Origin of the sequence: Streptomyces sp. NPDC059003, from assembly GCF_042740445.1 — a bacterium.
Lineage (GTDB): Bacteria > Actinomycetota > Actinomycetes > Streptomycetales > Streptomycetaceae > Streptomyces.
This window is the reverse complement of sequence record NZ_JBHYJH010000205.1, coordinates 1-14,194: the sequence shown is the minus strand read 5'-3', so window position 1 is coordinate 14,194 and position 14,194 is coordinate 1. Positions and strand designations below refer to the sequence as shown.

Here is a 14,194-nt window from a genome sequence, read left to right as displayed (position 1 = left end):
GGGGTCTGGGGCGGAGCCCCAGTTCGGGAAGGGGCGGGTCTGGGGCGCCCCGCGAGGGCCTACGGCCGGGTCATCCGCAGTACGTCAAGCGCCTCGTCCAACTGCTCAAGCGTCAGCAAGCCGCGCTCCACGTATCCACCGTCAAGGACGACCTCACGGATGGTCCGGCGCTCCGCCAGCGACCGCTTGGCGACCTTCGCCGCCTCCTCGTACCCGATGTACTTGTTGAGCGGAGTCACGACGGACGGCGACGACTCGGCGTACTCCCGGGCCCGCTCCCGATGGGCGACCACGCCGGCAACCGTGCGGTCGGCCAGCAGCCGCGACGCGTTGGCGAGCAGCCGCACCGACTCCAGGACGTTCTTGGCGATCACGGGCAGCATCACGTTGAGCTCGAAGTTGCCCGCGGCCCCGGCGGCCGCGACGGTCGCGTCGTTGCCGGTGACCTGCGCCGCGACCATGAGGACGGCCTCGGGAATGACCGGGTTCACCTTGCCGGGCATGATCGAGGAGCCGGGCTGGAGGTCGGGGAGGCTGATCTCGGCGAGGCCCGTGCGCGGCCCGGACGCCATCCAGCGCAGATCGTTGGAGATCTTCGTGAGGCCGACGGCGATGGTCCGCAGCTGACCGCTGGTCTCGACGATGCCGTCCCGCGCGCCCTGCGCCTCGAAGTGGTCGCGGGCCTCGGTGAGCGGCAGGCCCGTGGCGCGGGCGACCTCGGCGATGACGGCGGCGGAGAAGCCGGGCGGCGTGTTGATGCCGGTGCCCACGGCGGTGCCGCCGAGCGGCAGTTCGGCGAGGCGGGGCAGCGAGGACCGCAGCCGCTCGACCCCGTACCGCACCTGCGCCGCGTACCCGCCGAATTCCTGCCCAAGAGTGACGGGCGTGGCGTCCATCAGATGCGTACGCCCGGACTTGACGACGTCGGCGAACTCCTCGGCCTTGGCCTCAAGGGCGCCCGCGAGGTGATCGAGGGCCGGGATCAGGTCGCCCGTCACGGCCGCCGTGGCCGCGATGTGGAGGGAGGACGGGAAGACGTCGTTGGACGACTGCGACGCGTTGACGTGGTCGTTCGGGTGGACGTCACGGCCGAGCCGCTCGGTGGCGAGGGTGGCGATGACCTCGTTCGTGTTCATGTTGGACGACGTGCCGGAGCCCGTCTGGAAGACGTCCACCGGGAAGTGGTCGTCCCAGCGGCCCTCGGCGACCTCGCGGGCGGCGTCCGCGACGGCGCCCGCGACGTCCTTGTCGAGCACGCCGAGCTCGGCGTTGACCTTCGCGGCGGCCGCCTTGATCTCGGCGAGCGCCGCGATGTGGGCGCGCTCGATGCGCTGGCCCGAGATCGGGAAGTTCTCGACGGCACGCTGGGTCTGGGCGCGCCACTTGGCGCCCACGGGCACCCGTACCTCACCCATGGAGTCGTGCTCGATCCGGTACTCGCCGCCGTCGCCCACGTCTACGCCGCCGCTCATGTTCCGACTGTCCTTCCGTTCCGTGCTGCTCGCAACCGCCCGGGAGCGGCCGCATACACCCCGGTCCGGGCCGCCGCAACTCCCTCGAAAAGGTGAGCACTTGTCTTGTTACAAGTATTCCCAAGCCTCATACCCACCAGTAAAAACCGTGGGTAACACCAACTCGGGGAGGCGCAATGAAGCGCGTGACACGCGTCGGACACGGCGGCGCGGGCCGACTGCGATGTACGTTCACGGCGGTGGCGGCCCTGGCCGCCCTGGTCGGCGGTGCCGTGGCGGCCGTGCCCGCCCAGGCCGCGCCGGACGGGCCCGGGGGGCGGCAGGCCGGGGCGGCCGCGCCGCTGCCGCCGGAGCTGGAGAAGATCCGCGCGGCGGAGGCCGAGAAGCTGTACGGCGACGCGGCCGAGCGCCCGCTCGCCGACCGCAAGACGGGCCTGATCTCGCTCGGCGACAGTGAGATCAGCGGCGAGGGCATCGGCCGCTACGAGCCCGGCACGGACGGCCCGGACAACTGGTGCCACCGCTCGCCGGACGCCGCGATCCACCGCACGGGCATCCCCGCGGACGTCACGTACAACGTGGCCTGCTCCGGCGCGACGACCGCCAACATCCGCATCGGCGGCCAGAAGCAGTACGCGGACGAGCTGGTGCAGAGCGACAATCTCGCCATCAAGGCCCGCAACACCAAGATCAAGGCGATCCTGCTCGTCGTCGGCGCCAACGACGACCTCCAGTTCGCGCCCGTCATGACCGACTGCGTGACCCGCTACCTCACCCTCCAGGGCCCCTGCGCCCCCAAGTACAAGCCGGGCTGGCAGGCCCGCGTCGACGCGCTCGTGCCCAAGGTCGAGCAGACCGTGCGCGACCTGCGCACGGTGATGGGCCAGGCCGGGTACTCCGGCAGCGACTACAAGCTGGTCGTCATGGGCTACCCGAGCCCGATCGGCCCCGACTTCCGCGACAACCCGAACTTCCCCGGCAAGCTGGCCTGCGGCGGCATGGGCTACGACTCCGACACCGAGTGGGGCCGCAACGAGGCCGTGCCCGCCTTCGAGCGCGGCATGCGCACCGCCGCCCGGAACGCCGGGGCGACCTACCTCGACAACTCCCGCCTCTTCCACGGCCACGAGGTCTGCATGGAGGACACCTGGGCGCGGGGCCTGTACGTGGAGCTCTCCAACCCCTTCCCGCCGGACTCCAACTCGGTGCGGCAGTCCTTCCACCCCAACGCCCGCGGCCACGGCGCCTTCGCGTCCTGCCTCACCCAGCTCTACGACTCCGGCTGGGAGGAGGGCGGCTGCGCCGACTCGGCCAGCACCGGCAGCGCCAAGCTGTACGGGCCCGCTTGGGACGACGCGTACAAGCCCCTGAAGAACGAGGCCACCGGCACCTGCCTCGACGCCGACGCGTCGAGCAGCCGCAACGGCACCAAGGTCCAGGGCTGGGACTGCACCGGAAACCGCAACCAGACCTGGTGGTTCGACACGGGACGGCAGTCCCTGCACACGGGCCTGACCCAGGACCGCTGCGTGGACGTCCCCGAGGGCAAGTACGCGGAGGGCGCGGCCGTCACCCTCTGGAACTGCCACGGCGGCACCAACCAGAAGTTCATCCGCCTGTCCGGCACCCTGCGCCCCGCCGAGGCGACGGAGCTCTGCCTGACCTTGTCTGGCCCGAAGGACCCGCTGCGCCTCCAGAAGTGCGCACATACGGCGAACCAGCGGTTCGCCTAGCCGCCGGGCCGGTGGGGAACTGCGGGACCGTTGTGGCTGGTCGCGCAGTTCCCCGCGCCCCTATGGGGCGCTCCCGCGCGCCCTCTACGCCAGCCCCGGCCCCCGTACCGGAATCGTCGTGAACGTCGGCTCCGGGGCCGGGTTCTGGAAGAAGTCGTTCCCCTTGTCGTCGACGACGACGAACGCCGGGAAGTCCTCGACCTCGATCTTCCAGACCGCCTCCATGCCGAGCTCCTCGTACTCGACGACCTCGACCTTCTTGATGCAGTCCTGCGCGAGGCGCGCGGCGGGACCGCCGATGGAGCCCAGGTAGAACCCGCCGTGCGCGGCACACGCGTCGGTGACCTGCTGCGAGCGGTTGCCCTTGGCCAGCATGACCTTGGAGCCGCCCGCCGCCTGGAACTGCGCCACGTAGGAGTCCATGCGCCCGGCCGTCGTCGGGCCGAAGGAGCCGGACGCGTAGCCCTCGGGGGTCTTCGCCGGGCCCGCGTAGTACACCGGGTGGTCCTTCAGGTACTGCGGCATCTCCTCGCCCGCGTCGAGCCGCTCCTTGATCTTGGCGTGCGCGATGTCGCGGGCCACGACGAGCGGTCCGGTCAGCGAAAGGCGGGTCTTCACCGGGTACTTGGTGAGCTCGGCGAGGATCTCGTCCATGGGACGGTTGAGGTCGATCGTGACGACGTCGTCGTCACTGAGGTGCTCGTCCGTGGTCTCCGGCAGGAACCGCGCCGGGTCCGTCTCCAGCTGCTCCAGGAAGACGCCCTCGGCGGTGATCTTCGCGACGGCCTGGCGGTCGGCGGAGCAGGACACGGCGATGGCGACGGGGCAGGAGGCGCCGTGCCGCGGCAGCCGCACGACCCGCACGTCGTGGCAGAAGTACTTGCCGCCGAACTGCGCGCCGATGCCGATCTTCTGCGTCAGCTCGAAGACCTTCTCCTCCAGGTCCTGGTCCCGGAAGCCGTGGCCGAGCGGCGAGCCCTCGGCCGGGATCTCGTCCAGGTAGTGCGCGGAGGCGTACTTCGCGGTCTTCAGGGCGTACTCGGCGGACGTGCCGCCGACGACGATCGCGAGGTGGTACGGCGGGCAGGCGGCCGTGCCGAGCGAACGGATCTTCTCCTCCAGGAACTTCATCATGGAGGCCTCGTTCAGGACCGCCTTGGTCTCCTGGTAGAGGAAGGACTTGTTGGCGGAGCCGCCGCCCTTGGCCATGAAGAGGAACTTGTACGCGCCGCCGTCGGTCGCGTACAGCTCGATCTGCGCGGGCAGGTTCGAGCCGGTGTTCTTCTCCTCCCACATGGTGAGGGGGGCCATCTGCGAGTAGCGCAGGTTCAGGTTCTGGTACGCGTCGTAGATGCCGCGGGACAGGGCCTCTTCGTCGCCGCCCGAGGTCAGCACGTTCTGGCCGCGCTTGCCCATGACGATCGCCGTGCCGGTGTCCTGGCACATCGGGAGCACGCCGGCCGCCGCGATGTTCGCGTTCTTCAGCAGGTCGAGCGCGACGAACTTGTCGTTGCCCGAGGCCTCGGGGTCGTCGACGATCTTCCGCAGCTGGGCGAGGTGCGCGGGCCGCAGGTAGTGCTGGATGTCGTGGATGGCCTCCTCGGCGAGCTTGCGCAGCGCCTCCGGCTCGACCTTGAGGAAGGTGCGCCCGTCGGCCTCGAAGGTCGAGACGCCCTCGGCGGTCACCAGCCGGTACGGCGTGGTGTCCTCTCCCAGCGGGAGCAGATCGGAGTACGCAAACTCTGGCATGACGCCCAATTCCTCACTCGGCAGACAGCGACGCCCCCTCCATTGGAAGCGTCCCTTCAGCGTAGAACGGGAGTGGGGCGTGGTTTTGGTGAGGTAAGGCTCAGTTGAGGGACACCGGGCGAGGTGCGACTGAGGGCTGTCGCGATCTATCGCGTTTCGCTACGCTGCCGATGTGGACCTAGAGAAGCGCTCCTCAGCACCGCCCGCCAAGGCGCCGACGCCGCTGCGGGCCTCCGACGCCGACCGGGACCGGGCCGCCGACATCCTCGCCGACGCGCTCGCCGAGGGCCGCCTCGACCCGGAGGAGCACGGCGAGCGGATCGACGGGGTGTACCGCGCGAAGACGCTCGCCGACCTCGAGCCGTACGTCGCGGACCTGCCGGTGCCGGGGGAGCGGGCGCCGTCGCTCGACCGGGCCCCGGACCGCCCGGCCCCCGGCGCGGTCCCGGAGTCCGCCGACGAGACTCTGTACGCGGTCTTCGGCGACGCCGTCCGCAGGGGCCAGTGGCGGCCGGGCCGCCGCACGCACGCGTACGCGATCTTCGGCGACGCGGTCGTCGACCTCAGCGAGGCGGTCTTCGAGCACCGGCAGATCGTCATCAAGGGCGTCGCGGTCTTCGGCGACGTGAAGATCCGGGTCCCGGAGAACGTGTCGCTGCGCGGCCGCGGCGCGGGCGTCTTCGGCGATTTCGAAGTGGACACGCTGGACGCCGAGGAGCGCGACGCCCCGGTCGTCCACATCGAGGGCTGCGCGGTCTTCGGCGACGTCAGGGCCCGCCCCAAGCGCGGCAAGCTCATCCGTGACCTGCGCGGATATCTGCGCAAGAAGCTGGAGGGCTGACCGCGCGCCGCACTCCGGCGCGCGCTGGCGACGGCACGGCGGCCGGGCGCCGACGACAGGTTTCGGCCAGGGGCGCCGCGTACGAGGAATCAGAACTTCCGTACGCCGGGACTCAGTGCATAGGCCCGCACACAGCGGGTAGAGCTTGGTGCATCGTCTCTCGCTCGCGAAGCCGTCGTCAGGAGTAGACCGTGCTGCAACCGACGCATCAGTCCCTGCAGGTCGCCGCCGTTCCGGCCGATGGGGCCTCCCCTGCGGGAGCGCAGCCGAGTGCTTGGGGAAGGGTGCCAGTGCGAGAGCGGGACCAGGACAACCCATGGCACTCGGACGCCGTGTGCCGCCGCGACGAGGCCGGATTGTTCTTCGCCCCCTCCAAGGAGCCGACGGCCGCCCGCCTCTCCCGTGAAGAGGCCGCGAAGCGGGTCTGCGCCCGCTGTCCCGTGATGGTCGAGTGCCGCGAGCACGCCCTCCTCCAGCCCGAGCCGTACGGGGTGTGGGGCGGCCTGACCGCCGCCGAGCGCCGCGTGGTCCTCGCCCGGCGCCGCCGGCGCGACCTGGAGCTGAAGAAGGCGGCCCGAGCGGTCGCCGCGGCGGGCTGACACCGGCGTACGACAACGGGGGCGCTCCCCGCACGGAGCGCCCCCGTCGACGTATGCGGCCGCTGCCGCACGGGCAGTTGCCCGGCCCGCTGCCAGGCCCGCTGCTTGATCCGCTGCTTGATCCGCTACTTGGCCCGGTCGAAGTCGATCGCGCTGTACGCGCGCAGCTTCGCGAGCCGGTGGTCGGAGTCGATCTTCCGGATGGTGCCGGACTTGGAGCGCATCACGAGCGAGGACGTCGAGGCGGTCTCCGCGCGGTAGCGCACGCCCTGGAGCAGCTCGCCGTCGGTGATGCCGGTGGCGACGAAGAACACGTTGTCGCCGCTGACCAGGTCGTTCGTGGAGAGCGTGCGGTCCAGGTCGTGGCCCGCGTCGAGCGCGCGCTGCTTCTCCTCGTCGTCCTTGGGCCACAGCTTGCCCTGGATGACGCCGCCCAGGCACTTGATCGCGCAGGCGCTGATGATGCCCTCGGGCGTGCCGCCGATGCCCATCAGGAGGTCGACGCCGGTGCCCTCGCGCACGGCCATGACCGAACCGGCCACGTCGCCGTCCGAGATGAACTTGATGCGCGCGCCGGTCTCGCGGATCTCCTTGACGATGCCCTCGTGCCGGGGCCGGTCCAGGATCATGACCGTGACGTCCTCGGGCGAGGACTTCTTGGCCTTGGCTACGCGGCGGATGTTCACCGCGACCGGCGCGTTGATGTCCACGTAGTCGGCGGCCTCGGGGCCCGTGACCAGCTTGTCCATGTAGAAGACGGCCGACGGGTCGAACATGGCGCCGCGGTCGGCGGCGGCCAGGACGGCGATGGCGTTCGGCATGCCCTTGGCGGTGAGGGTGGTGCCGTCGATCGGGTCGACGGCGATGTCGACCTCCGCGCCCGTGCCGTCACCGATGCGCTCGCCGTTGAAGAGCATCGGCGCCTCGTCCTTCTCGCCCTCGCCGATGACGACGACGCCGTTCATCGAGACGGTGTGGACGAGGGTCCGCATGGCCCTGACGGCGGCACCGTCGGCGCCGATCTTGTCGCCCCGGCCGACCCAGCGGCCCGCCGCCATCGCGGCGGCTTCGGTGACCCGGACGAGCTCCAGGGCGAGGTTGCGGTCGGGGGCCTCCGGGGAGACCTCGAGTTCGGACGGCAGGGAGTGATGCTCGGTCATCGAGGCGCACCTTTCTGATACGACGACGGCCGGATGGGGGTGATGCCTGACGGCCGGGTGAGGGTGATGCCTCGACTCTATCCGCAGGCCGACAGTATGAGCAGAGGGCCCCACGTTTGAGCAGGTGCCGCGTGGGCCAGGGGCCATGCCGGGACGCGGCGGGGGACCTGCGACGATGGGGGGCGTGGCAGGCAGAACTGGCAAGCAGACCGTGCGGAACATGCTGCTCTCGATGGCCGTCATCGGCATCGTCGTGGCGGCGATCTACATCTTCATCCCGCACGACGAATCCAAGGATCCGGTCGAGCGGGTCGACTACCGCGTCGAGCTCCTGACGGCCCGGCGGGCCGCGGCCTACCCGGTGGCGGCGCCCAAGGGCCTGCCCACGTCGTGGAAGCCGACGTCGGTGCGGTACAACGGCGCGGCGCACGACAGCTGGCACCTGGGCTTCCTCGACCCCAAGGGCGAGTACGTCGCGATCAAGCAGTCCACGGCCAAGCCGGCGGAGTTCATCGAGCAGGCCACGCAGAAGGCCGAGAAGACGGACGAGACCCAGAAGATCGCGGGCAGGACCTGGCAGCGCTACAAGGGCACCCGCTACGACGCGCTCGTCCTGCGGGACAAGGGCGCCACGACGGTCGTCGCGGGCACGGCGCCGTTCGGGCAGCTGACGGCGATGGCGGAGTCGCTCGAGATGAAGCGGACGCCGGTCGAGCCGGTCGGGAAGAGCTGACGACGGTGTGGCAGTGACATGAGTGGGGCCCGGCGCATGCGCCGGGCCCCACTCGTTGCTCTGTGTCCTGAGCGTCGCTCCGCGTCCTGAGCGCCGTGGCTCAGACGGTCGTGATGACCTGCTCGTAGTCCAGGCGCGGGGAGCGCGGGAACCAGGCGTCGTCGCCCGGCTTGCCGATGTTGACGACCATCAGCGGGGTGTGGTCGTCGTCCAGGAACTCCTTCTGCACGCCGGCCGGGTCGAACCCGGTCATCGGGCCCGCGGCCAGGCCCGCGGCGCGGATGCCGACGATGAAGTACGCGGCCTGCAGCGCGCCGTTCAGGCCCGCGGCCTGCTCGCGCACCGGGCGCTGCGAGAAGAACGCGTCCTTGACGCCCGGGGCGTGCGGGAACAGCTGCGGCAGCTCCTCGTGGAACTCGTTGTCCGCGGAGAGGATCGCGACGAGCGGGGCCGTCAGGGTCTTCGGCCGGTTGCCCTCCGCCATGTGCTGGACCAGACGCTCGCGGGCCTCCTGGGAGCGGACCAGGGTCACGCGCAGCGGGGACTGGTTGAAGGCGGTCGGGCCGTACTTGACCAGGTCGTAGACGGCCTGGATCTGCTCGTCGGTCACGGGCTCGTCGCTGAAGGTGTTCGCGGTGCGGGCCTCGCGGAAGAGCAGGTCCTGGGCGGCGGGGTCAAGAACGAGGGACATTCTCTTTCAACCTTCTCGGTACGTCAGTGGGGAACGGTGACGACACTACGCCAATGAGGTTCAAAGTTCAACTAAAATGGGAACGCGGTGATCCGCTTCACAGCGTTCGCGCGTGTTTCGACGCCTGGGGCGGCCCTCGACTGTGCTGCGCCTGGGGCTAGCCCTCGGCGCCGTCGCCCTCGTCCTCGGCCAGCGCCGCGTCCAGGCGGGCCCGTGCGCCGTCCAGCCAGCGGCGGCACACCGCGGCCAGCTCCTCGCCCCGCTCCCACAGGGCGAGGGACTCCTCCAGCGTGGTGCCGCCCGCCTCCAGGCGGCGGACCACCTCGATGAGCTCGTCCCGCGCCTGCTCGTAGCCGAGCGCGTCCGCCGTACCGGTCTCCGCCTCGGCGGCCTTGGCATCCGTCTTGCTGGTCATGCGCCCACCCTAGATGTCGACTCGTACGGTGAATTCGCCCTCGGCGACCCGCGCGCGCAGCTCCTCGCCCGGCGCCACCTCGTCCGCGGACCGGACGACCGGTCCTTCCTGCTTCTGCAGGACCGCGTACCCCCGCTGGAGGGTGGCGGCGGGGGAGAGGGCCACCACGCGCGCGTGCGTGTGGGTCAGCTCCGACTGCGCGCGGTCCAGGAGGTGCCCGAGCGTGCGGCGCGCCCGGTCGACATACGCCGTGACCTGCTCCTCGCGGGCCTCGACCATGCGGTGCGGGTCCTCCATGGCAGGCCGGGCGAGGGCGTGCGCGAGGCCCCGCTCCTCGCGGTCGAGGAACGCCGCCACGCTGCGGCGCGCGCGGTCCCGCAGGAACGCCACGCGCTCGTACTCCTCGCCGACGTCCGGCACGACCCGCTTCGCGGCGTCCGTGGGCGTGGAGGCGCGCAGGTCCGCCACGTAGTCCAGGAGCGGGGTGTCCGGTTCGTGGCCGATCGCGGACACCACCGGCGTACGGCAGGAGGCGACCGCCCGCACCAGCTGCTCGTCGGAGAACGGCAGCAGGTCCTCCACGCTGCCGCCGCCGCGCGCCACGATGATCACGTCGACCTCGGCCAGGGCGTCGAGCTCCTTGACCGCCTGCACCACCTGCGGGACGGCGTGCACGCCCTGCACCGGGACGTTGCGCACCTCGAAGCGGACCGCGGGCCAGCGGTGGCGCGCGTTCTCCAGGACGTCGCGCTCGGCCGCGGACGCGCGGCCGCAGACCAGGCCGATGAGCTGCGGCAGGAACGGCAGCGGCCGCTTGCGGTCGGCGGCGAACAGGCCCTCCGAGGCGAGGTTCTTCTTCAGCTGCTCCAGGCGGGCGAGCAGCTCGCCGACGCCGACGGGCCTGATCTCGGCGGCCCGCAGCGAGAGCTGGCCGCGCGGCGCGTACCACTCCGGCTTCGCGTGCACCACGACGCGGGCGCCCTCGGAGACGACGTCCGCGACCGCGTCGAACACCTGGCGGTAGCACGTGACGCTCACCGAGATGTCGTGCGACGGGTCGCGCAGCGTCATGAACACGACGCCGGCGCCCGGGCGGCGGGACAGCTGCGTGATCTGCCCCTCCACCCAGATCGCCCCCAGACGATCGATCCAGCCCCCGATGAGCCGGGAGACCTCACCTACGGGGAGGGGGGTTTCGGCGGACGTGTTGAGACCCATACCGCGGAGACTAGCCGGAGGCTCTGACAGGGCGGGTGCGGGCCGGTGGGGGGTTCCGCCGCTACCGCGGCGGGTTGTTTCCCACCCGCCCGCCCGTTTCTGCCCTGCCAGGGGGTGGACGCCCCCGGTGGGGGCTGGCCGCCATCGGCGGGTGCGGCCCGTCGGCAGGTAATGGGTGGGCGGGCGGGGAGTCGCCGCCGCGGTAGCGGCGGTACGTGCGCACAGGCGCGTCACCCCGCTCCGGCGGAGCCGCGGCGCCTGGCCTGGGCCAGGAGCACCACAAGGCCCCCGGCCAGCCAAACCGCGCCGACCACCTGGGCGGAGCCCGCGGCCTCCACGATGACGGCGATGACGATCGCGGTGCCCAGGACGGGGATCAGAACGTGCCGCCACCAGCTCACCGGACCCCCCTGGCGCCGTACCGCGAACCACCCCACCACGCTCGCGTGCAGCAGGGCGAACGCCGTCAGCGCGCCGATGTCGACGACCGACACCAGATGGTCCATGCCGTCGTCCCGCCGGGCGGCCCACACGGCGGCGACGAGGGTCACCACGGCCGCGCACAGGAGGGCGACGCGCGGCGTCCCGGACTCCGTACGGGAAAGCACCCGCGGCAGCCGCCGCCCCCGGGCCATCGCGAAGAGCAGTCGCCCCGCCGCGGCCTGCCCGGCCAGCGCGGCGAACGCCGCGCCGATCGCCTTGCTCACGGCCACCAGGTCGTGCAGCCACGTCCCGACGGACGCGTCCACGGCGGAGTAGAACGCGGACCCCTGGTCACCGGGGTTCGCCGCGAGGTCGGCGGACGACACGGGACTGAGGAGCGCCACCAGATACGTCTGCGCCACGAACAGCACCCCCGTCAGGGCGAGGCAGAAGAGCACCGCCCGCGCCACCTTCGCCGAACCCCCGGTGACCTCCTCCGCGAACGAGGCGATCGCGTCGAAGCCCAGGTACGACAGGACGGCCACGGACACCGCGCCCACCACCGCGGACAGCGCGAACGCGCCCTGCGTACCGTCGCCCGAGAACGGCGAGAGCCAGCCGCGCTCCGCGCCGTCCCGCGCGAGCACCACGATCGCCGACACCACGAAGACGAGGAGCACCACGATCTCCATGGCGAGCACCGCGAAGCCGACGCGCGCCGCGGGCCGCACCCCCCACAGGTTCAGGGCGGTCGTCACGGCCACCGCGATCGCCGTCCACACCCACCGGGACACCTCCGGCACCAGCTCGTGCATCGCGATGCCGGAGAAGAGGTAGGCGACGGCCGGGATCAGCAGATAGTCCAGCATCGCCATCCAGCCCGCGATGAAACCGGCGCCGTTTCCGAGCCCCACGCGCGCGTACGCGAAGACCGAGCCCGCCTGGGGCACCACCTTCACCATCTGCGCGTAGCTGAATGCGGTGAACGCCATGGCGACCGTCGCCACGACGTACACCAGGGCCACCGCGCCGTGCGACTTCGCGTCGAGGGTGCCGAAGACGCCGACCGGCGCCATGGGGGCGATGAAGAGCAGGCCGTAGACGACGAGGTCCCGGAAGGTGAGGCTGCGCCTCAGCTCCTGGTCCGTGGCCCCGGCCGCGTCGGGACCCCCGCCCCCGTCCCCGTCGGACGGGAGGGGCGCATTCGTGGTGTGGGCGGACATCGTGCCTCCGGGTGCATCCGCTGATCGCGCACTGGCTCCCAGTCTCCCCACAGAGGCGATCTTTGACCTCTCGTACGCGGCCTTACGATGGGCTGTATGACTGCAACGCCTGGCTCCCGCCGTGTCCTGCTCGCCGCTCCCCGTGGCTACTGCGCGGGTGTGGACCGTGCCGTGATCGCCGTCGAGAAGGCCCTTGAGCAGTACGGGGCCCCGATCTATGTCCGCCACGAGATCGTCCACAACAAGTACGTCGTGCAGACCTTGGAGAAGAAGGGCGCCATCTTCGTCGACCAGGTGGACGAGGTGCCCGAGGGCTCCATCGTGATGTTCTCCGCGCACGGCGTCGCCCCGACCGTCCACCAGGAGGCCGCCGAACGGCAGCTCGCGACGATCGACGCGACCTGCCCGCTGGTCACCAAGGTCCACAAGGAGGCGGTCCGGTTCGCCAAGGAGGACTTCGACATCCTCCTGATCGGCCACGAGGGGCACGAGGAGGTCATCGGTACGTCGGGTGAGGCGCCCGACCACATCACGCTCGTCGACGGCCCCGAGGACGTCGCCAAGGTAGAGGTCCGCGACCCGGACAAGGTCGTCTGGCTCTCCCAGACCACGCTCTCCGTGGACGAGACGATGGAGACCGTCGACGCCCTGAAGACGAAGTTCCCGGGCCTGGTGTCGCCGCCGAGCGACGACATCTGCTACGCCACGCAGAACCGCCAGACCGCGGTGAAGAAGCTTGCGGAGGACGCCGAGCTCGTCATCGTCGTCGGCTCCAAGAACTCCTCGAACTCGATCCGCATGGTCGAGGTCGCCCTGGAGGCGGGCGTGCCCGCCTCGCACCTGGTGGACAACGCCGGCGAGATCGACGAGGCCTGGCTGGAGGGCGTCACCACCGTCGGCCTCACCTCGGGCGCGTCCGTCCCGGACGTCCTGGTGGACGGCGTCCTTCAGTGGCTGGCCGAGCGCGGGTACGCGGACGTGGAGACGGTGAAGACGGCCGACGAGTCGATCACGTTCTCGCTGCCCAAGGAGCTCCGCCGCGATCTGCGCGCCGAGGCCGCGGAGCTGTCCGCGAAGAAGTGACCGCCGTGTCACTGTCAGTCCGGCGTCGTAACGTTGGGTCCATGCAGATCTTCGGTGTGGACATCGGCGGATCAGGGATCAAGGGCGCGCCCGTTGACCTGGACCGCGGAGACCTGGCGCAGGAGCGGCACAAGGTGCTCACGCCGCATCCGGCCACGCCCGACGGCGTGGCCGAGTGCGTGCGCGAGGTCGTCGAGCACTTCGGCTGGACCGGCCCGGTCGGCGCCACCTTCCCCGGCGTCATCACGGACGGCACGGCCCGCACGGCGGCGAACGTCGACAAGAGCTGGATCGGCACGGACATCCGCCGCCTGATCTCCGACCGGACGGGCGGCGCCCCGGTGACCGTCCTGAACGACGCGGACGCGGCGGGCGTCGCCGAGATGCACTTCGGCGCGGGCCGCGGCCGCACGGGCACGGTCATCGTGCTCACCCTCGGCACGGGCATCGGCAGCGCCGTCTTCACCGGCGGCCACCTCGTCCCGAACACCGAGCTCGGCCACCTGGAGCTGGGCGGCCACGACGCGGAGAAGCGCGCCTCGTCCAAGGCCCGCGAGGACGAGGACCTGAGCTGGGAGCACTGGGCCCACCGCGTCCAGAAGTACCTGGCGCACGTGGAGATGCTCTTCTCGCCCGAGCTGTTCATCATCGGCGGCGGCGTGAGCCGCAAGGCCCACAAGTTCCTGCCCCTGATCAAGGGCATCGAGGCGGAGCTCGTCCCGGCCCAGCTGCAGAACAACGCGGGGATCGTGGGCGCGGCAATGGCCGCGGCGGGCTGAAAAATCCAGCCCGTCCGGCTTTTGAGGACGAGGCGCGAAGCGCCGGATAAAAGGGGGGTCCAGGGGGGCGGAGCC

The 14,194-nt window shown here is 71.2% G+C and carries 13 protein-coding genes; 6 read left to right on the top strand and 7 right to left on the bottom strand.

The genetic code is table 11. The features are described from left to right. Positions 1–59: 59 nt before the first annotated feature. The gene (locus ACFWZ5_RS39930) at positions 60–1,472 is read right to left on the bottom strand and encodes a class II fumarate hydratase (protein WP_384803645.1); all 1,413 of its coding nucleotides are present in this window, start codon (positions 1,470–1,472) and stop codon (positions 60–62) included. Positions 1,473–1,648: 176 nt separating this feature from the next. On the opposite strand from ACFWZ5_RS39930, the gene ACFWZ5_RS39925 reads away from it, so the two are divergent. After that, positions 1,649–3,205, top strand: coding sequence for a ricin-type beta-trefoil lectin domain protein (locus ACFWZ5_RS39925; protein WP_384803648.1), 1,557 nt, complete (start codon positions 1,649–1,651; stop codon positions 3,203–3,205). Between the two features lie 84 nt (positions 3,206–3,289). Here the strand turns inward: ACFWZ5_RS39925 and ACFWZ5_RS39920 are convergent, their stop codons facing one another. Then, positions 3,290–4,954 carry a fumarate hydratase gene (locus ACFWZ5_RS39920; RefSeq protein WP_384803651.1) on the bottom strand — a complete coding sequence of 555 codons (1,665 nt, stop codon included), beginning with the start codon at positions 4,952–4,954 and terminating at the stop codon, positions 3,290–3,292. Positions 4,955–5,126: 172 nt separating this feature from the next. Here ACFWZ5_RS39920 and ACFWZ5_RS39915 point away from each other — a divergent pair, with 172 nt between their 5' ends. Both ACFWZ5_RS39915 and ACFWZ5_RS39910 read left to right on the top strand, forming a co-directional pair. Next, positions 5,127–5,795: a DUF1707 domain-containing protein gene (locus tag ACFWZ5_RS39915; protein ID WP_384803654.1), complete on the top strand. Its 669-nt coding sequence runs from the start codon at positions 5,127–5,129 to the stop codon at positions 5,793–5,795. A gap of 191 nt (positions 5,796–5,986) precedes the next feature. After that, positions 5,987–6,394 carry a WhiB family transcriptional regulator gene (locus ACFWZ5_RS39910; protein WP_384803657.1) on the top strand — a complete coding sequence of 136 codons (408 nt, stop codon included), beginning with the start codon at positions 5,987–5,989 and terminating at the stop codon, positions 6,392–6,394. A gap of 125 nt (positions 6,395–6,519) precedes the next feature. On the opposite strand, the gene glpX is transcribed toward ACFWZ5_RS39910, so the two are convergent. Continuing rightward, a complete protein-coding gene (gene glpX, locus ACFWZ5_RS39905) occupies positions 6,520–7,554 on the bottom strand; it encodes a class II fructose-bisphosphatase (RefSeq protein ID WP_384803660.1) in 1,035 nt (344 codons plus the stop codon). Positions 7,555–7,738: 184 nt separating this feature from the next. Here glpX and ACFWZ5_RS39900 point away from each other — a divergent pair, with 184 nt between their 5' ends. Then, positions 7,739–8,287 (top strand): DUF4245 domain-containing protein, encoded by a 549-nt coding sequence (locus ACFWZ5_RS39900; protein WP_384803664.1) that lies wholly within the window; start codon positions 7,739–7,741, stop codon positions 8,285–8,287. A 100-nt stretch (positions 8,288–8,387) separates the two neighbouring features. Here the strand turns inward: ACFWZ5_RS39900 and ACFWZ5_RS39895 are convergent, their stop codons facing one another. The 4 genes from ACFWZ5_RS39895 to ACFWZ5_RS39880 form a co-directional block, all read right to left on the bottom strand. After that, on the bottom strand, positions 8,388–8,978 hold the full coding sequence (locus ACFWZ5_RS39895; protein WP_384803667.1) for a malonic semialdehyde reductase: 591 nt from the start codon (positions 8,976–8,978) through the stop codon (positions 8,388–8,390). 157 nt (positions 8,979–9,135) lie between these two features. Beyond that, positions 9,136–9,393: an exodeoxyribonuclease VII small subunit gene (locus tag ACFWZ5_RS39890; RefSeq protein ID WP_384803670.1), complete on the bottom strand. Its 258-nt coding sequence runs from the start codon at positions 9,391–9,393 to the stop codon at positions 9,136–9,138. A 9-nt stretch (positions 9,394–9,402) separates the two neighbouring features. Next, positions 9,403–10,611 (bottom strand): exodeoxyribonuclease VII large subunit, encoded by a 1,209-nt coding sequence (gene xseA, locus ACFWZ5_RS39885; protein WP_384803672.1) that lies wholly within the window; start codon positions 10,609–10,611, stop codon positions 9,403–9,405. A 230-nt stretch (positions 10,612–10,841) separates the two neighbouring features. Then, entirely contained in the window at positions 10,842–12,257 is a 1,416-nt protein-coding gene (locus ACFWZ5_RS39880) for an APC family permease (RefSeq protein WP_384892090.1), read from the bottom strand. 87 nt (positions 12,258–12,344) lie between these two features. On the opposite strand from ACFWZ5_RS39880, the gene ACFWZ5_RS39875 reads away from it, so the two are divergent. Continuing rightward, positions 12,345–13,340, top strand: a complete 996-nt coding sequence (locus ACFWZ5_RS39875; RefSeq protein ID WP_384806606.1) for a 4-hydroxy-3-methylbut-2-enyl diphosphate reductase — start codon at positions 12,345–12,347, stop codon at positions 13,338–13,340. 41 nt (positions 13,341–13,381) lie between these two features. Further along, a complete protein-coding gene (gene ppgK, locus ACFWZ5_RS39870) occupies positions 13,382–14,119 on the top strand; it encodes a polyphosphate--glucose phosphotransferase (protein ID WP_384892087.1) in 738 nt (245 codons plus the stop codon). Positions 14,120–14,194 lie beyond the last annotated feature (75 nt).